Genomic DNA, 20,668 nt, shown 5'->3' with positions numbered 1-20,668 from the left:
GCTCTCCTGTCACGAAGCCTCCCGCGATTTGGAGGCTATCGCCGCGGCGATAGCCGCAAGCTGCGCTTCGATGCCAGCGTCGATCACGGCCATATCGGTCGAGAGAATGCAGGCCTCGGTCCCCAACGTCTCGTCGGCGTCGATTTCTACCGACATGCCAAGATCACTGTCCTGCAAGGCGAGGTTCAATTCGTCGCGCAGCCTGGCGACATTCTGCGGATGCACGCGAAACTTCAGGTATTTGGCGCGCCGGACTTCGGAAATAGCCTGCTTCGCCGCCTTGGCGACCAAGGTTCCGACATCGAATTGTCCAAGCACGCGGCGTACCACATCGAGTGCAAGACCGGCTACCTCTGCCTCAAGGCCCACCAGATAGCGGTCGACCTTGGCGGATGTGTCGGTGACAAGACGCGCGGCATCGATTTCGCCCTGTGCCTTGCCGTCCTTGTAGCCCTGCGCATACTCGGCTGCGTAGGCACGCCTGGCTGCGTCGTTCAGCTTCTGCGCTTCCGCCTTGGCCTGTTCGATAAACGTGTAGCCGTCCTGCCACGCGCGCGCCTCATCCGCACGCACAATGCGCGCACGCGGACGCGGCAATCTGGTCTGGGTGGCGTCCGCGTTTGCCATCTTGCTATTCCATGGCACGGCGCAGGATGCGTGCGCCGAGCTCCGCGACCTGCGTGGCGTCGCCAAGGCCCGGCAGTCCGTTCGCCAGTCTCAATCGCACCCGTTTGCTGAGTTGAGGCGGCATGTCCTGTAGCCACGATTCAAGGCAGCTCAAGCCATCGGCAAAGATCCGGCCGCTCAACCCATCCAGCGGCTCCAACGGCCTGACTGGACCGGAAATGTCCCTGTTGGCCACTGCAAATGCACAAAGTTCGGGCCCCAGGGCGGTCTGGATGGCGCCAGCCTGACGCCCATCGATAACCGCGGCAAGGCTGTTCGCCCAATAGATGGCGCCGGCCCGCAATGCCAGTCTTTCGAGGTCCTCACCGGAAACAAGCGCGATCTGCCGGTCGATATGATCGGGCAACTGAGGCGGATCGTCAGTCGTCAATTCGTTACGTTCGGCGAGGAGTTTCGACAGTCTCGGCTGCAAGCGAGGTGTCTCCAGCATGCGCTCGCATGCCTCGAATCCGACCTTGCCGTCGAAACAGTCGGACAGCCATCCCGCATCGGCATAGTCGGCGGGATTCGACCAGAATTCCTGCCAGTCCGAATGGACGGCTTCCTCTTGGCCGGCCAACTGTATCATGCCTTCTTCACCGGCACCGCCGGCACCTCAAGCGCATAGACGCTCGGTCGCCGGTACCAGCGCAAATAGGCCAACCATCCTGCAAGAACCGCGATGACCGCCACCAGCCCGTAGAACAGCCACTGCGCCGCCGCCACGCTGTCGGGGTGTAGCCACAGTCCCAGGAACGACGTAAAGCCTGCCTCGCCGGTCGCCGGTTCTGGCGTTGCCGCCACCGGTACAAGCGTCACAGACACGTTGTCATAGGTCAGTCCGGCGACCCCCTTGGCCACAAGCATCTTCACCTGCGGGATCAGTTCGTTCATCGAAACCGAGGCCCGATGACGGATGAAAACCGATGCCGAAGACGGCACCAGCCCCTGCTTCAGAGGATCGTTTTCGGGCAGCACCAGATGAACCCGTGCCGACAGCACCCCATCGATCTCGGATATGGTGCGCGACAGCTCCTGGCTGAGACCATAGATCATCGTCGCCCGCTCTTCGGCCGGCGATGAGACGATGCCGCTGCGCTTGAAGACTTCGCCGAGCGTCTGGAATTCCTGCTTCGGCAGCCCGCTTTCGTCGAGGATCGCCATCGCCTCGGCAAAACGATCCTTCTCGACGAAGACCGTCATTGTTCCTTCCTTGCCGGCCTCGCGCTGAGCCGGGATGCCGTGGCGGATCAAGGTGGCGACAATCTCGTTGGCCTGCCGCTGGTTGAGGCCGGAATAGAGTTCGACGGAACAGGCTTGCAGCACGAGCATGGCCGATACGGCCAGCATCGCACGCAGCCACCGCCTGAAATGAAGCGGCGCAAACGGGCGCAACAACGACGATATCAGCTTCCCCACCACTGCAAGTGCCTATTGCTGCTTGATGAGGGTGCTCGTGGATGACGTGACGGCGGTCACGCTGCTGGTCACCACTTCGAGATTGGCCGCGGCCCACATGACCGAGATCGAACGGTTGAGAAGCTGTTCAGCATTTTGGGCCGGCGAACCGATCTCCTCACCTTCCGTGGCACCAGCCACCTCCTGATTGCCATTTGTCCTGGTATCCGACTGGACACCGGCCTCTTTGAGGGCCGCCTGCACCTTCTGCATCGTCCCTTCCAAGGATTTCACGGCCGAGCCCAGAAGGGCGGATGTATCGGAAGCCTGCCCGCCTCCCGATTTTTCTACCTGTGTCAGATATTCGAACAGCTTGTGCTCGCTTGTCGCATCGACAGGGTCCAGGTTTTGCCGCTGCGCAGCGGTGGAAGGGGCGGTCTTTGGCGCATCCTGTGCGACCTGCTGGCTGGCACCGGCAGCAGCGCCTGTTTGCTCGGATTTCTTCGCATTGAGGACTTGCGATTTCGGGTCGGCCGCATTCGTGCCATTGCCGGGCTGCGTGGCCGAGCCGGTCGCCACCTGTTGCTGCAGAGCCATCCCCGTGGACATGTTTGAAAGCGCGACTTCCAGCGCTCCGATTGGTGCAACTTGCATCAGCGTGCCTCCTGCCCCTGTTTCGGCTTTTCGGCGGAAAAGACCTGGGATTCCGCCTGCCTGCCCCGAAAAACTCTAACCGGAACAGCCTTTTGTGTGCTTTGTTTCGTGTGGTTCGAGATGCCGAGCGTCTTCTTGACCAGGTCGATGTAAGATGGTGGACCGGCCACCTGAACCACATCGTCCTGCTGTGAGACCTTCAGTGAAAAGCGCGGATCGATCACACCAAGCCGGGTGAGTTTCTCCTCTGCTCCGGCAGCCGCGTTGGCATCGAGCGGGATCGCCTCATTGCGAACTTCGGCTTCAGTCGCGACGTTCAGCACAAGGCCGTCGAAATGCCAGACAAGGCCGTAGCGATTGCACAACTCATCGAGAAATGTCTTCGCGGTGCCGACCGGCATGGTACCGCTCAAGCGCCCCTTCACCTGATCGCTGACCCGCACGGTCACACCCATGTTGCGGCCCAGTTCGATCAGCGCATCGCGCACCGACTGGTCGACGGTGATGTATTTATACGGGCCGTCAGGCCAGCGCGGCTCAGCTGCCGATGCGGAAAGGGTCGAAATGCCGAGGATGCAAAGGCCTGCGACACCGGCTGATTTCAAAGCAGCGGCGGTGAAAGACAGTCGATCCGAATTGCAGGAAACAAGTCCCGTCAACATTGATCCTATCGAGAAAGACCGGCTTTTCGCCAAGCTGGCCATGCAACATTCACCCGCCGATTCACTCTATCGCGCACATGCTGAAATGGGAAGTCCAATTGGATTGCGAATGCAAAATCAGTTCCAAATGTTGCGCGCACTCATGAAAGCGATATGGTGCGCCTCAATCGTGATCACGGGATGGTGATCGTGACCACAACGGATGTCTCGATGACGACACGATTGTATCTATCTGCACTGTTTGCGGCTTTCGCCGTTACGGCGACCCCGACCGACGCGCAGACCAATTCAGGCTACGATCCACGCAGTTGGGCATATGATGAGGCCACCAATGCGGTGATCCCGCCATCGTCGCTCGGCCAGGCCGATGGACCCGCGGAGGACGAAGGTCCGCCGCCGTCATGGTCGCCCATTCCGAAGCAGGTCGTGAGTTTCAACGATGCGCAGCCTGCCGGCTCGGTCATCGTCAACACCGGCGAGCGGCGACTCTACTATGTGCTCGGCAACGGCAAGGCGCTTCGCTATGCCATCGGCGTCGGCAAGGAGGGCTTCGAGTGGGCCGGCCGCGACAAGATCTCGGACAAGAAGGAATGGCCGGACTGGCGACCGCCGCAGGAGATGCGCAGCCGCGTCGCTGCTACCGGAAAATCGCTACCTGTCCATGTCGCTGGCGGTCCGAACAATCCCCTCGGTGCAAGGGCCCTCTATATCGGCAATACACTCTACCGCATCCATGGTACGAACCAGCCCTGGACTGTAGGCAAGGCGAATTCCTCGGGGTGCATCCGCCTGACCAATGAAGACGTCATCGATCTTTATGCCCGTGTGCAAGTTGGAGCCCAGGTTATCGTGAGGCAATAAAAAGCCTCGCTAAAGATACTTTTCAGCAGCAAGAAATGTTTGATTGGTACAATGATCCCTTTTAATATCAAGCAATTAGAGACATTTCTTCTGGTTGCCGCCTTTGGCAGTTTCCGCAAGGCCGCCGAACGGCTGAACACCACCCAGCCCGCCGTGTCCACACGCATTGCCGGTCTCGAGGAGGCGCTGGGCGCCAAGCTGTTCGAACGTCAGGCCAGCACTGTGCGCCTGACCGTGCAGGGACAGCAGTTGCTTCCGTCTGCCCAGAGCGTGCTGAAAGTAGCCGAACGGCTGCAACTGACGGCCAAATCGCTGTCGGAAACCACTGGTGTCCTGCGACTTGGCGTGTCCGAAACCATCGTCCACACATGGCTGCCCGATTTTCTCAAGCAGTTGCAGGCGAACTGTCCACTCGTCGATGCCGACATCCTCGTCGATTCATCGGCAACGTTGCGCAGCGAGCTGATGTCTCACCGCATCGATCTTGCGTTTCTTATGGGGCCGGTCTCGGAATATGCGATCGAGAACATCAATATGCCCCCCTTCCCACTCGTCTGGGTCTGCTCTCCAGATGTGGAGCTTCCGAAGGACCGAAGGCTGACATTGTGCGAGCTGACTCGGTTCCCCGTCATCAGCTATGCCCGCACCACGCGTCCCTATACCGAAATCTACCGAAAGTTCAGCCGAGATCTTGAAGAGATGCCGCGCATCTTTCCCGCCAATTCGATCGCGGCCGCGCTTAAGATGGCGATGAGCGGAATTGGCATCGCTTCGCTCCCGCAGGATGTCGTCCTGGAGCATACGATGGCTGGGAAATTGCGCATCGTTGATTGCGACTGGCATCCGTCCGAGTTGGAATTCACGGCCTCCTACTCGTCGGAACCGTCCAATCCGCTGGCGGAACAGGCTGCCCAGTTGGCAGCCTGCACGGCTCATTCCTATGCGGTCCGCGCCGGCAGAGCGCGTACCCAATAATCACAACCGGTCTCGATCAACCCACCGCGACGCTCGGCAGGTAGATGCGGTCCCCGGCAAAGACTACGTCGGGGCTCAAGATATGATCCATGTTGAGCACCACCGTATCGGCCACATCGGCAGAATTGGCCGTTGCGATGAGCCGGATGCTGTCGCCGTTCTTCACCTCCACCCACCGGTAGCCGTTCTGCTCCAGCTTGGGATTGGTGCGGCCATCTGGATTGCTGGAACCGCCGGGATGAGGCTCCACAAGGTCTGCGGAAACCCAGCCATGATGAGCCTTCCCGTCAGGACCGTAACCTTCGACCGGAAGCCAGACCTTTCCTGAACCATCGGTCGATGGCTTGTCAGTCTGCTCAACGAAGGTGCCAGGCTGCAGAACCGTGACGACGGTCGTGTCGCCATCGGGGCCAGTGCGCAGGTTCAGGCCGTCATCGGCGAGAACAACGAGTTGCGGGAAGTCATTCGGTTTCGTTTCCGGATCGGGCTTGTCCGTGCCGTCATCGGGCTGCGTTCCGTCTGTACCAGATTTGTCGTCCGGCTTTTTCGGATCGGGCACCGGAGCGGGTTTCGCGGCTTTCCACGGTTCACCAAGCAGAGCATCAATCGAGAAGAGCAGCATGCCGACGCCAAAGGTGATGCCAAGGGTCCACCGGTCCCACGCGGCCCACTTCTTGTCGGACTTTTCCGCCGCTGCGATATCGGCGTCCGTGCGTGGCACCGAACGGCTGTTGACGCGATCTGTCCTGATCGCTGACGCCCAGAATTCGGCGCAGCCGAAGGTGAACATCGCTCCCGCCGCCGTGGCGATCGGCGCCGGCCATGAGTTCACCGTATAGACGGCGCAGCCCAGCACATATCCCGGACCGGCCAGATATTCGGCCAGGTTACGGATCACCGGCCTGCCGGTGAAGGACTGCAGCATCGACTTGGTGCCATAGACGACATTGCCCAGCGTGAAAGTGCTGTTGACGATAAGATCCTTGCCCTGCACCACGCCTGTCGCTGCGCCTGGTGCCGCGGCAATGAATGTGGCTCCGCCCAGCGCGTTGAGGAACCGTCCGAATGGCTTGTGGGCCGCGGTCGCGTTGGGGAACACGGCCTGCGCCCCGAAAACGAGGCCGCGCACGCCGAATGAGACAGCTCCAGCCGTCGCGGTCCAGGTCGGTGGCAACGTGCTCCACAATGTGTAGGACGTGCTGGCCATCGCGCCAAAGGTATCGAGAGCAGCCTGGTATTCCTTGGTTCGTGCGTAGGCTAGAGCACCGTCGACAAGGACACGCTGGTCCGCTGTCATCGACTTCTTGTGGGTCGCCCGGAACGTCGTCAGTTGCAGGACCGAGAGCCCATTGGTCTGGTCAATGCCCATCCACTCGAACTGCTCGAGGGTGAACTTCCGGAACTGGCCAGGGCTCATTTCCTCGAACTGCTTGCGGGTCACCGCTTCTATCTGCGGCTGCGTCAATGCTTCGGTGTGGTGAATGGTGAAATCACCCCACTGATCGCGGGTCAGCACCGGAATCTGCCTGTCGGTCAGCCATGGCACCTGACGCGGATCGAATTTCGTCATGTCCAGGGAGCCGACCATCGTCTCGGGAACCGCCTGGACCTGGCGTTCGCCAAGGTGCTTTAACAGTCCCACTTCTCCCAGTTTCTCGAATTGCGGCGACGTGAATTTCGCGACCTGGCCTGGCTTGAACCAAGGGATCTGTCGGCCCTCCAGTGTCGACACGTCCACGAATTCGATCTTGTCTCCCTTAATCGCCTGGACCTGTGGCTTGATCAGGTGACGCGTAAGGCCGGCGGTGCCGAGATCCACGAACTGCTGTCCGGTCATGTTGCTGACCTGGCCCTTGGTTACCCACGGAATCTGCCTCGCGTCGAGGCCTGCGATATTCACGAAACCGGTCTTCGATTTCGGAATTCCCCGCAACTGGCTTTTGGTCAGATACGGAAGCAAGCCAGCCTGATCCATGTCTTGGAACTGTGGCTCCGTGAACTCTGCCACCTGTTCACGCTTCAGCCATGGGATCTGCTTCGGCTGGAAGTCTCCCATGTTGAGATTCGGGACCTGGTCGAGCGGGATCGCCCTGACGCCGTCTCGGGTGAGCGCCCCGTTGTTCGAAGCGGCCTGCGGTCCTTGGGTGGGCGTCGGCCCGTCGGGGTTCGGTGGCGGAGCGCCATCCGGCACATGACCTTCCGATGCACCGCGTATCCAGGGAAGGACAGTGGGTTCGCCGCTGTCGGGGTCGTAGACCAGGATATGCGTCTTGGTGGCTGTTTCTGGGGCATCCGCCGCCAGCCGCGGTCCGTCGGACGGCGGTATGTAGACCTGTTCCGGCCCCCTGGGGTCGGTTCCCAGCATAGCGGCAACGATGACCTCGCCGTCCTTGTCTTTGAGCGCGATGGTTCGAGGCGCTTTGACCGCTGCCGGCTTGTTGTGGCCGAAGATGTTGCCGATGATTCCGGCCTGATCCAGCGCTCCCTGGAGTTCCGCGGAAGGCGGCGCATCCAGGAAAACCCAGCGTGGCTGATATTTCGGATTCTCGTTGTGCAGCGCCACGTCCTTGTTGATCTGCTCCTGAAGTTTCGGCGTCAAAGGAACCTCGCGCATCTGCGCGACGCCGTTGATGGTAGTCCAGCGGTGATACGTCTTGACCTCGATTGCCTCGATGTCATCCTTGCTCTTGAAAACAGGCGCGTCCACATAACGACCACCTTCGCCGAAGACGGGGTGCGGCCCGGTTGGATTGGCCTGGACAGGGAAATGTGCCTCGCCGAGCGAGCCGTTGAGTTCGCGGGTATAAACCTCACCGGCCTTCCATTTCTCCGGCTGCCGCATGTTGCGGATCTGCTGCAACGAGAAAGTGGTCGGCGGTGCCGCCTCCAGCGCCTTCCTGACGGGCGCGGCCTCCACTTCCTTGTCGCCCGCGGGTACAGCCCCGTCGTCCGGCTTTCCTGTGCCACCCGGAACATGGTCCTCCGAAGCACCGCGCGTCCAGGGCAGGACATAGGCCTCGCCTGTTTCCGGGTCGCGGAAGAAGATATGCGACTTGTGCATCAAGTCGGGTTCGTCGCCGCGAGCCTGCGGACCATCCGCCGACGGCACATAGACGCTCTCGGCACTCTTTGGCAGCGGCCCGAAGCGGGTTGCCGTGACGAAGTGCCCATTCCCGTCCCTGATCTGCATCGGTCCACTGTTGCGGCGCCCGACTTGCGACGAGAGCAGCGTCATGACGCCGTCGGCGACGTTCTGGCGCATGAAGCCGCCATCGACGATCGCGGAGCCGAATTCGCTACGGAACTGCGCTATCGCCGCCAGTTGATCGGGCCGCGCCGTCGTTTCCAGTTGAGCGAGGAACTGATCGAGGGACTTCTCTCCACCCTTCGGGATGCCAGTGGCGGCGCCATCGCGCGAAGGCTCGACAGCGCGCGCAATCCAGGCCGGAACAGACAGTCCCTCGCTTTGCCCATCGGCAGTTTTGAATGTCACATCGGCTGTTTCGTCCTTCGCGATGGAGCGCGCGGCCTTGGGTGCCTTCGACTTGAACTGAACCCTGACTTCAGCGCTGTATGCGAACGCTCCTCCAGGCAGCGGCGGTGTCGAAAGCGAGGCGGTGTAGCGCGTCGCCGGTGTGCCGTCCGCCCCATAGAGGTTCTTGTAGATATTGCCCGCGCTCGGCATGTAACGCGACTGCGCGGCGCCATCGGGCTGGAAGCGAGCCGGAAGCCACGATTTGACTGTCGACTTCACCTTGTAGGTCAGTGACGTCGCGATTTTGTCAGGGTTCGTGCCGAGTACGCCTGGCAGTCCATTGCGATCATTGAAGATGACATCGACCAGCATCGCTTCGGGATTGAGGACGCGCACCTTCTCTCCTGTCAGGAGAACAATGTCGGTGCTCGGCGTCTTGCCCGGAACAGCAGAGAGCCGCAATCCGCTGATCGTCGGTTCGTCGGCGTATGACACCGTGTTGGACGGATCGATTTGGCCGGCCCCGACCAAGTCGCGGATCGACTGAATGCCGTTGCCCTGTCCAACCGCTGCAACAAGCTCGGCAGCTTTCGCCGGATCCTTGACCACGAACTGGACCTTCAGGACCGTCGAGCCGAGACTGGACTGGATTTGGTCGTAGGTCTGTTTGGATACCACATCGCCCGGCTGCAGCGTATCCTTGACCGGCAACTCCGGACGCATTTCCACGCCTACACGTGGGAATGCGTCCACCGTGCCGACATGGTTGGCGACGATCGGCAGCCGCAGGCCAGCCTTGGTCTCCGTCATGACGCGATCGAAGGGCAGCGCGCCTGCCAATTCGACATGGCCGGCCTTGTTTTCGGCAGGCACGCCAAAGAAATCATGCTGGCCGGGCTTGAGCGTAGCCTTTGTTCCCTTGAGCGAGGGGGAATAGGTCAACTCGATCACCGTGCCCTCGCCGTCCGGTGTTTTTCCGACAATGACGGCATCCAACGGCTTGGCGTCATAGCCAGCCTTGTCGCTGAAAATGCCCGCGCTTGCCTCTCTCGACAGGTCTTTGGCGCGGACCGGCAGAGCCGTCTGCTCCGAGACCGGCCAGACGCCGGCCTGCAGCGCGGTGATGTTCCTGTATTCGCGAGCGCGGTAGGAAACGACGCCCTGCGTGCTCAACGCATCCTTGAATGGCGTGATGCTGCGTTGGCTGAAGCTGTCGACGACAGACCATCCGATGAGGCCGAAATCGGTCTTGGTACCGACACCAAACCCGACGGCTGCGATAGTCGGCGAGCCGATGTCGAAGGCCTGCCCGGTGTTGAGGCGCACCCGGAATGTCACGCCGACACGAAAGTCCGGCAAAACCTCCCGGATGGGAGTCCGCGGCACCTGGACGCCATCCGGTCCGTAGCGTTCGGCCATTTCGCGACTTGAATAGTAGCTTTTTTCCTTTTCGTATCGAGCCAGCAATTGCTCAGGAGTAAGTTTCAAGACTTGTCCATCGGGTCCCTTTTCAAGATAGGCCGACGGCGTCCCTTCGTCCTTGCCGCTGGTGTACACGTAGCCGCTGGTGTCCTTTTCCCGCATGCCGGTGAAGGTACGTGTTGTCGGATCCCAAACGAGACGCACGGGATCATCTCCCGTGACCGGCTTGTCCGGTACGATGATGGGGTCGCTGTCGCTCGGCTTGCCGGCGTTCCCCTTGGAGGGGCTGCCCGCGACGCGGGCGGGCGTCACGACAGGGGCCTCCCCGTCGCCCGATGGATCGCTCTTACCGCCGGTGGCCTGTTCCGGTCCGTGTCCGGCCGGCAGAGCGCGCGGACCGGTGGGGTTGGTACCTTCCGGCGTGCCTTCGGGACCATTCCGAGTGCCAAAATTGGTCCCCGATCCGCCAGGCTTTTCACTGACCACCTCGCCCTGGATGACGATTTCATCCGGGCTCGGCATGACATATCTGCCTGTTGGCCTGTAGACTCCGTCGGAGCCGGCTTCATAGACGTGGCGCGGCCGAGGCTCCGAACCCGAATCGCCTGCAGGCGGCGGAGGCGGCGTATCGGTTGGCGGTATGTCGCCGGATGAGGGACCGTTGCCACCACGTGGCCCCGATGCTCCGGGCATGTTGTTCAGCAGTCCACGGCCACCGAGGCCAGTGCCTACGGCCCCTGTGCCTATGCCCACGATGGCATTGGCGAGTTCGGCAAACGACATCTCACCGCCGTGCAGTGCAAGGTCCTCTACAGACCGCATCAGTATCGGCACGCCGGTGGTCAGGCCCGCGGCATCGAGGCCCCAGGCGGCAGTATTGAGCCTGCTGCCACTCTGCATGAAGTTGCTCACTTCGCCGGCATAGGACGATTGAGGCACATTCACCTTGAATTTGCCGATACCCCAGCTGGCATCGGCCATGCGTGTCATGCCAAATCCACCCTTGAAAGCCTGGAACGTGGATAAGGACGAGCTGGACTTTGCCAGCCCTATTGTTCGCAACGAACCTGCACCGACTGGCAGGAATGAAACGACGCCTGTCGCGATGTTCCACGCGGACTGGCCGTCGAATTCGCCACCCTGCAGCAGGTGCTCGCCTTCCTTGTACAGGGTCTTGCCACCAAGGGCCGCACCAGAAGTGAGTGCGATTGGTATTGCCCACTGACCACCAGGGATAAAGGACACAATGGTGGCGGCACCCGCTACGATGCCAAGGCCTATATCCGTGGCCTTGTCCAAGAAGTCCACCTTGCGTCCGTCGGCGACCTCCAATTCGTCGAGCGTGAACTTTCCGTCGGCGCCAAGCGACATGTTGCCGCCTTTCGCCATGACCAGCTTGCCCTTGTCGCTGAAGATGCGGTTCTCGTGCTGGAATTCGTCGAAGCTGCTGTAATATTTGCCGGAGGTGTCGACGTAGCCAACTTCCTTGCCGCCACCATCCTTGATGGCAAACAGCGCCGTCATAGACTCCATCCCGCCGTCCAGCGAGAAGATCGGAACGATCTTCACCTGGGCGTCGTCGCCGGCACGATCATGGATCTCGTCAGTAACTTTCTCGACTCCCTCGCTGGAGGGGTCGAGCCCGAGCGTCTTCGCAACGGCGTCGGTCAGCTCGTCGGCCTTATATTGCTTGTATTCGCCGGTGAATCCCTTGTCGTAGAGATTCTCGAACTGGACCTGATATCCGGCAAGTGCCTTGTCTCTGTGCTCCTGGAAATATTCGTTCTTGAGTTTCGATTCACGCTGCGCCATGCCGCCGTCATCGAAAAGTTTGAAGTGGCCGGCCGAGAAGCTGTACCAGTCACGCGCCACGACCATCGCAGGCCGGGACTCGGTCTCCCACTTCTCCAGTTGTTTCTTTTCATCCTCAGCCCTGCCGCGATCGATTTCGGCAGCAGCGACTTCGGGACTGACCCACAGCTTCTGGCCGTTCATCTCGATCTGGACAGCCTTACCGCTGTCGCCAATCGCACTCGGCCCCTGTTTTCCGTAGGCCGCCGCGACTTCCGGCGCGACCCATATGTCACGACCGTTGACCGTGATCTTCACCGGTTGCTCGCCTGGCTTCAGCGTACCCGCGGGTGCTTCAATGGTACCGCCGCCGTGTTCTTTAATCGCCTTCTCGAGAGCCGTGTCTGCGTTGATGAGTTTGGTCTTCGCATCTTTCAATCCGGCATCAAGCAGCTCGACCTGCGTGCCGATTATCTTGGCTTTGGCCGCCTCCAACGCCGATACCGAACCTGTGCCGCCCGGGGTACAAACCGGCGCCGAAGTCGGCGTGCTCCGCGTCGACGACATCACTTCCTGGTACTGCTTGTTCAGGGAGTTGTTGCGGAAATCATCCCTGATCTTCCCGTCGTTGAGATCGTAGGTTAGCTGAACCTTCAGAACGTTGGTGTCGTTGTTATTTTCATCCGAGAAGATATCGTTCTCGTAGGTGTTGACCATGTAAAGCTGGCCATTTTCTTCGATAAACTTCTGCTCCAGGCGCTTGCCGGAAAACTCTTGGTTGCCGTTGGTGAAACCTTTCTCATCGAAATGATGCGGGTTCCTCTCCCTCGCCTGCGCGATGATCTGCTGCTTGATCGGCTCGACACGAACCTCCAGATCCGCACCCTCTTTTTGCGCAACTCCGTACTGCGCATAGGCTTCAGCCAGGGTCACCTGGCTGCCCGCCGCCTTTTGCAGCGTTTTCAGACCGTTGAGCCGTTCCGTAATCGCCGTATGTTCCGGGCTTCCCGGCTTGGTGTCAGTAAGTTTCAACTCCAATTCGGTCGCACTGACCATCTGGTCGACGGTAGCCTTGTTACCATTGGCGGTGTGCAAGCTTGACTGGATGAAAAGGTTGGAGACTTCCGAGTGTTTGGCTTTGGCGTCTAGGTTGAGCTCCACGTTGCTCGGCCCGCCGACATTGCCTGCTGCAGGCTGTTTCGGGTCGTTGATAGCCGGCAAAGTTGCCTGTTTGCTGATGGCCGCGAGAAGGTCTTTCTCGGCCTGCGCGTATTCGGTCCTGGCAGTCGCGGCCTTTTCAAGCACATCGTTGGCGAGGGTCAGTCGCTCTTGCGCCTGGGCGAGCGTGCCTTTCGGGGTTGGTGTCTTCCATTCCAGACCGTAAGGGGCCAATGCCTTGTCGAGTGTCGACTTGGCGGAGTTCATGGCTTCCTTATAGGCAGGGTCCAGCGCGTAGACGTCCAGTTGCGCCTGGCTTTGAACGGGCTTGGCCTGCGCCTCGCCGAGACGCGCAACGGCCGCGTTCTCCGCGGCGATCGCCTTGGCCACTTCCGGATCGAACCATTGCCAATTTCCGTCAACCATGAGCGGCACCCACTTGCCGCCGGATTTGGTTGGTTCCTTCGGCGGGTCGCCAAATGGGCCAACGGTCGTGGTGGAGCCGTCGAGCTTTGGCTGTCCGGGTTTTCCGCCGTCGTAGTTCTTGATCGCTTCCTTTACCGCCTGCTGCTTGTCCGCGACGTCCTTGAGCAACTCGGGGCTTGCTCCGCCGAGGATGCCTTCCAGAGTGGTTTTGAGGACCGCATCTGCCTTGGCTGTCTTCGGGTCCTTGCTTTCGGGGTTGATCGACAAGAGCAGCGTGGCCAACGGCTCTTGCGCCGTACCAACCTTGATATCAAGGTTTGCGCCGGTGTTGTTGTGCAGCGTTATCTTGCCGTCCGGCTTGGTGGTCAACGTGTAGCCGTTGGCGGTCACCTCGACGGTGACACGCGTCCCGTTCTCGATCCTGATCTTTTCACCGGAGTTGATAATGTTCGGATTGCGCTTTTCGAAAAGCTCGGGGTTCGTCTTCCTCAACTCGTCCAGCGTAACGCCGTGCGCTTCGGCAATGGCGGTCAGGTTATCGTTCGGTTTAACTTCGTAATCGATCGGCTTGCCACCGTTGAGCTTTTCGGTGGTCGTCTTGGTGATCCGACCATCCTTGTCAGTGACGGTTTTGACCTCGGTTCCGGTCTTGGCGTCTACAACGGTTTCGGTCTTCTCGTTCGTTTTGATGTTGCGGTTGATGGTGGTGGTATTGCCGTTGCCGTCGCGCGCAACGGTGGTCTCGGTATCGCCCTTGGTGGTGACCACCTTGCGCTCGCCGGACTGGCGGTTGTGGGTATAGACGGTCTTTTCCTTGGTATGCGGATTGTCGAGCTCGACCGTCTGGACGCCGTTGCCGCGTGGCGGCTCCGTGTTCTTGACCTGATAGCCGGCCGCCTGCAATTCGGCGATCACCTGCTCCTTGGACAGGTGCCGGTCCTGCGCGATCTGGTCGATACTCTTGCCATCGGCGAGATCTTTCTGGATGCCTTCCGTCGTCGAGCCGCCAGGACGTTGTGAAGGATCGAGAACGGTTTTTTTCCCGTCGGAAGCCGTTACCGTAACCTTGGGAATGGAAGGTCCTTCCTTCGACGTCACCGTTTCCACGGTGGTGCCGTTCGGCAGCAAGGTTCGTTCGGTGTTGCTGGGACTGCCGGCTTCCTCCGAACGGGTCGTTATGGCTCCCGTATCGCGATTGTCGCGGCTCGTCGTGGTCTTTATGTTATTGGGATCGCTGGTGTCCTTGATCACCGTCGTTTGGGTATTGCCGTTGTCGCTCGACGGGGCGGTGACAGTGACTTCGAGGGTTTTACCCGCGTTGATGGCCGCAACAACATCCTCGGGTTTCATCCCTCGTTCAGTGGCGATCTTGTCGATGGTTTTGCCCTTCGCCACATCGTCGGCAATGCTGCGAGCAGTTGTCTCGATGGCGGAATCCTTGTCGGGCGTGCCGGTGTTCAACTTGACAGGAGCGAAGGTCAAGGTCGCTGGTGGAGTGTACAGCGCTGGTTGAACGCCCCCGCCATTGTTCGGTGTCCCGGCGTTGGCGGGAACGCTTCCGTTGACAGGCGCCGCTGTGGGTTGCTGCAAGGCGTCGAGCTTGCCGGTGATCTCAGAAAGTTCCTTGCGCGCCGTCGTAGCCCACTCACGCTCGCCCATCTTGTTGGCGAGCCTGATCTGCTCCCTGAGCTGAGCGGCCTGGGTTTCCAGATGCGCGATCTGCGCAGCATTGGCTTTGGGGTCGACTCTTGGCGCCGGGTTCAGTTTCGGCATTATCGGACGGACCACGTGAACGACCTCCGCGATGTGCTTAGCCCTTAAGGGCTGGCTGAAGGTCCGTCCGACAAACACCCAAAGGATGCTAGCGATCGGCCTTCCAATAGACGCCGAAGGCAGCGAGCTGCTCTTGCGACTGCTTGAGTTTTTCTTCGACGTCGACATCGGACAGCAGCGCGGTCAGAGCCACCAGGATTTCGACCGCGGCGAATGCCGGCACCATGCTTGGGAAAAACGCCCCCGACTTCGATGTCACCACAATTGTTTCGCGCGCCATCCGCGCAAGCGGGGAAACGCTGCTGTCGGTGATGGCCAGTACCGCCGCACCCAGGCCGGCAGCCTGGCGGGCAAAATCGATAGTGGCGCGTTCGTAGGGCGTGGCCCCAACGACAAGCACGACGTCCCCAGCCTTGGCGCCCAGCAACATTTCGGCACCGCTACGGCCGGAATCTGCCACGAGCATCGCCTTGCGCTCCCCGCCGAGGAGTGGCGAAACAACCTGCACGAAATGACTGGCCACCGCTTGAGAGGCACCGAAGCCCAGACCGAAAATGGTCTTCGATTCGGCCACCAGCTTGGCTGCAGCCAAAAACTGTATGGCGCTGCCATATTCACCAAGACTGGCAATCTGAGCGGCAAGCGTGTCCGCCACGACGCCAGCCGCTGGATAGTCCGGGTCTTGCTGTGGCAGCAGGCCGGGCCGCAGCCCCTCACCCGCGCCTCGCTCGCGCAGCGCCTGCGCGTAAAGGCTGCGCATATCTTCATAGCCATCGAGGCCCAGCCAGCGCGCCAACCGCATCATGGTGCTGTGCGATACACCCGCCTGACTGGCCTGCTCGCGCATGGACATCAAGGCGACGTCCTGAGGATGGTCGAGCACAAAACGCGCCGCAACCTGCAACTGCGGCGGCATCGTCTCGAATCGCTCCACGAGCAGTTCCGACAAAGGACCTTTTTCCATTTCCATAAACCCCAATTTGCCCGGTTCGAATTTACCTGCTGCCAGCCGGCAATGCAACAGTTGGAATTTTCATGTTTTCTATATTCCAAATGGACTTTCTATTTCTGCGGCACTGCACTAAGTTCGAATAGCAATCTAAAGGGAGTCCATTGTGTTGGGCTGTCACGATTGCGTGGAATGGTTCCTCAAGGAGACAGTCATGGGTGACACTACTATCCCTCCCACCGGCAGTGGTGGCAGTCCGGAACAGAACCTGGACAAGATGATCAAGCACCAGGAGCGGATGTTCGGCCTGGAGATCACGAAAGAGATCGCCAAGTCCAAGCATGACATGTTGATGAGCACCGCAAGGACGCTTGGCCAGTCGGCTGAAAAGGCCTGAGGCGCAGGGTTATCAAATATTCTGCGCCGCCGGACGTTACCGGCGGCGTGCCGCATTCTCGGCGCAGGACTATCGCGTCGACCGATGTCTGAAATCGTTATGGCGGGAGGTTGAAAGGCATGAGCGCTCACTCGACCGGAAAGCTTGAAAGTGGCACGGGCAAGCTCGCACTGCGCGCTCTGACCAGCGGTGCTGCGAGCCTTATCCCCGACAAGCCCACGACACTGGCCGTCATTCAGGGCTTTCACAGCGGTGCGAGCCTGGAGCTCACGAAGCCCTCCTATACGATCGGCTCAGATGGCGATTCGGACATCGTTCTCAGGGATCCGGGCATCGAATCCCTCCATGCTCGACTTCACCGCAAAGGCAGCCAAGTCGAAATCGAAGCCGTCGGCGGCGACCTCAAACTCGCCAGCGGCGAAACAATCCGCAAAGGTCAGGGCTGCCGGCGCCGCCTGCCGCTCGGCATTTCGCTGGGCGATGCCCAGTTGCAACTCACTGGACCCGAACCGATCAAGAGCCGCTGGTCTTTGTCGCAGCGTCCGCTGCTCGCAGGCGGCGTTCTCATTGCGGCGGTTTTCGCGATTTCCGTGGCCGCCAACGGCTTGTCCGTCGCAAAAACTGACGACAAATCGGCCAAGCTCGGGCTCGCCGACGGCCAGGTGACGGGAAGCATTCCGGGCGGAGCCGACGCCGAACACCTCGCGGCAGCGCAGGCGGAACTGACAGCGCGGCTCGCGCAATCGGGCTTGGAGACCGTTGCGGTCGGACGTTCGTCGGAACGTCTGGTTGTGTCAGGTACGATACCCAATGCGCAATCCGGCACCTGGACCGACGTCCGCTCGTGGTTCGACCAGAAGTTCGGACAGGTGCCGCTGGTGTCGAACATCGCTGTGGGTGATGCGGCCCAGCCGCCGCGCCTCACCTTGCAGGCGATCTGGTACGGCGAGAGGCCCTATGTGATTGCGGGCGATGGAGCGCGTTATCACGAAGGCGCTTTCACGAACGATGGCTGGACGATCAAGGAGATTGGCCAGACCGCGCTCGTGCTGACAAAGGGCGGCGCCACTGTCGCGCTGAAGTACCAGTGAGCCGCCGCGTCGACGGGCCACGTTTCGACGCACGACCGGACTCGATCGGCAGAGATGGGCATGCGAATGCTTCGCACACCCAACCGATCGAACGACGGCGCCTGAATGGCGTCAACCGGACCAAAACAAAAGGCGCAAACTCTGCGTCCGGCGCGAACGAATTGGAAGCCGAAGCCTTCGGTGGGCCGTCAGCCAGCACGACGGGCAAATCTCTCGACGAGATCCTCGCCGAATTCGTCATGCCGGAAATCCCCGAGCCGGCGATCCTGCGGCGTTCGGTGCCCATCCTGCATCATTTCATCAGGGAGGTTGTGCCGGATCTCGATGGCGGAGAGCCGCTGAGAGCGCTTGCCAGGACGTTGATGGAAGACGAGATCGAGCGCCATCGCGAACTGCTCGGGCGTTTGCAGGGAGGGACTGGAATCTGACCGGGCCACGCGAGGCTGCGCATCTGCTGCATGTCCTTGGCCATCTCTACGGATGTCACGGTCAGGCCAGACGGGGCGCGGTCTACCTGTTGATTGCGGCACAGCTTTCGCCGGAGGACGCCGGCATACTGAGGACATTGGCACACCTGCTCATCCTGGACGGAGAAGCCGACAAGGCGCTCGCCACGATCGCCAGGCTGGAGACACTGGAAGGAATGCAACACCCCACCCTTCATCTTTTGAAGAGCCGTGCCTTGCTCGTGGCCGGGCGCAAGACCGAAGCGCGCGAGTCCTTCCGGCGTTTTCTGGCAAAGAGGCAGGCGCAATGACCATTTCGCAAAGGCTTCTGCAACTGCTCGGAAAGGCCTCGCAGCGCGGCGACCTGGTCATTGCCGTGCTGATGCTGGTGGCGGTGGTGATGATGCTGATCCCGCTGCCGACCTTCCTGGTCGACGCACTGATCACCGCGAACATCGCGCTCAGCGTCCTCATCCTGCTGGTTGCTTTTTATGTCTCGCATCCGCTCGAGTTTTCCTCGATGCCGTCCGTCATCCTGCTCGCCACGCTGTTCCGGTTGGCGATCACCATCACGACCACCCGCCTGATCCTGCTACAAGCCGACGCCGGTGAGATCATCACCGCCTTCGGCAACTTCGTCGTCGGCGGCAGTATCGCGGTGGGCCTGGTGGTCTTCCTGATCATCACCGTGGCGCAGTTCATCGTCATCGCACGCGGAGCCGAACGTGTCGCCGAGGTGGCAGCCCGCTTCACCTTGGACGCGCTGCCCGGCAAACAGATGAGCATCGATGCGGAGCTCAGGAACGGCGATATCGACCAGGCCGAAGCAAGACATCTGCGCAGGCAGCTCGAACGCGAAAGCCAGCTCTTCGGCGCGATGGACGGCGCCATGAAGTTTGTCAAAGGTGATGTGATCGCCGGCATCGTCATCATCCTCGTGAACCTCATAGGGGGCTTCACGGTCGGCACCCTGCAGCATGGCATGTCGATCAGCCAGGCCGCTTCGACCTATTCGCTACTCACGGTCGGCGACGGTCTCGTGGCGCAGATCCCCGCCCTGCTCGTCGCGATCGCCGCCGGCACGATGGTGACGCGCGTCGGCGGTGCCGACGGCACCGATGATCTCGGCAAACAAATCAGCTTCCAGTTGCTGCGCGACCCACGCGCCCTCGGCCTTGCCGCTGTGATCATGATGGGACTGGCACTCGTGCCAGGATTTCCCAGCCTCGTCTTCGTTGCCCTGGGCATCGCCTTCGGTGCCGGCGCCTTTATGATCCATCGGCGATCCCGGCGTGATGACGAGTCGGCGGAAACCCTACCCACGACGACACGGCAGGCGCCTGAGGGCGCGGCTGCGCTCGAAGGCAACGCCACGCCGTTGCTCGGTTCCAGCCGCATCGTGGTCAGGCTCGGAACGGAATTGGCGACCGAAGTGACCCAGTCGCAACTTAGCCAACGCACCGATGTGATGCGCCGGAGCATATTCGACGACCTTGGCGTCGAGATTCCTGCCATCGGCGTCGACGTCAATGAAACGATCGCCCCGCGCAACATACGCATCGATCTCGAAGGTGTGCCAATCCTCGAGGCCGAGATACCGGCGGATCGGGTGCTTGTCGAAACCGAGGTGAGCCATCTTGAACTGCTGAGCCTCACCTATGAGGAAGGAGCTGCCCTCGTCGGCCAGCGCAAATTCTCATGGGTCGACCGGGACGGCATTTCTGCGCTCGAAGAGGCACAACTGCCCTATTCCGAGCCGATCGAGATCGCCTCCAAATGGACCGCGCACGCACTTCAGCTCTATTGCGGCCATTTCGTCGGCATCCAGGAAACGCGCAAGCTGCTCTCCGAAATGGAAACGGATTATGCCGATCTGGTCCGGCAGACCGCCGAGATCGTTCCCTTGCAGAAGATCGCCGAGGTACTCAGGCGGCTGGTGGCTGAAAACGTGCCGATCCGCAATCTGCGCCTCGTTCTGGAAGCGTTGGTCGAGGCCGGGCAGCGTGAGCAGGATGTCGTTCCGCTCACCGAACATGTGAGGACGGCGCTAAGGCGCCAGATCAGCTTCCGCGTCGCCGACCGCAACAACATCATCTCCGCCTATGTGCTGCAGCGCTCCGCAGAAGATATCCTGCGCGAAGCGGTGCAGACGACACCGACCGGAGATTTCCTCAACACGGCGGATTCGCGCGTGCAGGTCCTTGCCGCCGAGATCGAGCGTAATTTTTCGCGCGCCGCTGCCAGCGTTTCACCGGTCGTTGTGACGGCGGCCGACGTGCGCCGCCATATGCGCGCGCTATTGGTACAGAACGGCATCGAAATGCCGGTTCTTTCATTCCAGGAGCTTGCGCCCGAATTCAATGTCCAGCCGCTGGCGACGATTTCGGGAAACTCCGGGAGATCCAGACCCCCATCGCTGCCTTCCGCCGGCGCGCTGGGTGGGCAAAACACTGCCGGATGAACTGGGGACGAACTGCAACGGCATCGGGGACCAACGAATGCCGAAGATGCTTGAGAGAGGGAC

At 60.7% G+C, this 20,668-nt stretch carries 14 protein-coding genes; 7 read left to right on the top strand and 7 right to left on the bottom strand.

Annotation, left to right across the window (positions count from 1 at the left end; all coding sequences use genetic code 11):
• Positions 1–9: 9 nt before the first annotated feature.
• The 5 genes from sctL to ACFWXH_RS07040 form a co-directional block, all read right to left on the bottom strand.
• On the bottom strand, positions 10–627 hold the full coding sequence (gene sctL, locus ACFWXH_RS07060) for a type III secretion system stator protein SctL (RefSeq protein ID WP_379118678.1): 618 nt from the start codon (positions 625–627) through the stop codon (positions 10–12).
• A 4-nt stretch (positions 628–631) separates the two neighbouring features.
• Positions 632–1,255 (bottom strand): SctK family type III secretion system sorting platform protein, encoded by a 624-nt coding sequence (locus ACFWXH_RS07055; protein WP_379118676.1) that lies wholly within the window; start codon positions 1,253–1,255, stop codon positions 632–634.
• Positions 1,252–2,016 carry a type III secretion system inner membrane ring lipoprotein SctJ gene (sctJ, locus tag ACFWXH_RS07050; protein WP_379118673.1) on the bottom strand — a complete coding sequence of 255 codons (765 nt, stop codon included), beginning with the start codon at positions 2,014–2,016 and terminating at the stop codon, positions 1,252–1,254. Before sctJ ends, ACFWXH_RS07055 begins: the two co-directional genes overlap by 4 nt.
• 81 nt (positions 2,017–2,097) lie before the next feature.
• Entirely contained in the window at positions 2,098–2,643 is a 546-nt protein-coding gene (locus tag ACFWXH_RS07045; protein WP_379118671.1) for a hypothetical protein, read from the bottom strand.
• A gap of 74 nt (positions 2,644–2,717) precedes the next feature.
• A complete protein-coding gene (locus tag ACFWXH_RS07040) occupies positions 2,718–3,380 on the bottom strand; it encodes a type III secretion protein (protein ID WP_379118669.1) in 663 nt (220 codons plus the stop codon).
• A gap of 189 nt (positions 3,381–3,569) precedes the next feature.
• Between ACFWXH_RS07040 and ACFWXH_RS07035 the strand changes: the two genes are divergently transcribed.
• Together ACFWXH_RS07035 and ACFWXH_RS07030 are read left to right on the top strand one after the other, a co-directional pair.
• On the top strand, positions 3,570–4,241 hold the full coding sequence (locus ACFWXH_RS07035; RefSeq protein WP_379118667.1) for a L,D-transpeptidase: 672 nt from the start codon (positions 3,570–3,572) through the stop codon (positions 4,239–4,241).
• Between the two features lie 51 nt (positions 4,242–4,292).
• Positions 4,293–5,216: a LysR family transcriptional regulator gene (locus ACFWXH_RS07030; RefSeq protein WP_379118665.1), complete on the top strand. Its 924-nt coding sequence runs from the start codon at positions 4,293–4,295 to the stop codon at positions 5,214–5,216.
• Positions 5,217–5,232: 16 nt separating this feature from the next.
• On the opposite strand, the gene ACFWXH_RS07025 is transcribed toward ACFWXH_RS07030, so the two are convergent.
• Both ACFWXH_RS07025 and ACFWXH_RS07020 read right to left on the bottom strand, forming a co-directional pair.
• Entirely contained in the window at positions 5,233–15,276 is a 10,044-nt protein-coding gene (locus tag ACFWXH_RS07025; protein WP_379118663.1) for a LysM peptidoglycan-binding domain-containing protein, read from the bottom strand.
• 73 nt (positions 15,277–15,349) lie between these two features.
• Positions 15,350–16,282 (bottom strand): MurR/RpiR family transcriptional regulator, encoded by a 933-nt coding sequence (locus ACFWXH_RS07020; protein WP_379118661.1) that lies wholly within the window; start codon positions 16,280–16,282, stop codon positions 15,350–15,352.
• Between the two features lie 142 nt (positions 16,283–16,424).
• Between ACFWXH_RS07020 and ACFWXH_RS07015 the strand changes: the two genes are divergently transcribed.
• The 5 genes from ACFWXH_RS07015 (at position 16,425) to sctV (ending at position 20,605) form a co-directional block, all read left to right on the top strand.
• Positions 16,425–16,607 carry a hypothetical protein gene (locus ACFWXH_RS07015; protein ID WP_054309962.1) on the top strand — a complete coding sequence of 61 codons (183 nt, stop codon included), beginning with the start codon at positions 16,425–16,427 and terminating at the stop codon, positions 16,605–16,607.
• A 119-nt stretch (positions 16,608–16,726) separates the two neighbouring features.
• Positions 16,727–17,698 (top strand): FHA domain-containing protein, encoded by a 972-nt coding sequence (locus ACFWXH_RS07010; RefSeq protein WP_054309963.1) that lies wholly within the window; start codon positions 16,727–16,729, stop codon positions 17,696–17,698.
• A gap of 161 nt (positions 17,699–17,859) precedes the next feature.
• Positions 17,860–18,126: a hypothetical protein gene (locus tag ACFWXH_RS07005; RefSeq protein ID WP_379118658.1), complete on the top strand. Its 267-nt coding sequence runs from the start codon at positions 17,860–17,862 to the stop codon at positions 18,124–18,126.
• Positions 18,127–18,215: 89 nt separating this feature from the next.
• Positions 18,216–18,455, top strand: coding sequence for a hypothetical protein (locus tag ACFWXH_RS07000; protein WP_244483311.1), 240 nt, complete (start codon positions 18,216–18,218; stop codon positions 18,453–18,455).
• On the top strand, positions 18,452–20,605 hold the full coding sequence (gene sctV, locus ACFWXH_RS06995) for a type III secretion system export apparatus subunit SctV (RefSeq protein WP_379118656.1): 2,154 nt from the start codon (positions 18,452–18,454) through the stop codon (positions 20,603–20,605). Before ACFWXH_RS07000 ends, sctV begins: the two co-directional genes overlap by 4 nt.
• Positions 20,606–20,668 lie beyond the last annotated feature (63 nt).

The organism is Mesorhizobium sp. NPDC059054 (assembly GCF_042739215.1).
Classification (GTDB): Bacteria; Pseudomonadota; Alphaproteobacteria; order Rhizobiales; family Rhizobiaceae; genus Mesorhizobium.
Note: the sequence above shows the minus strand (reverse complement) of the source record. Positions and strands in the feature narration are given on the sequence as shown.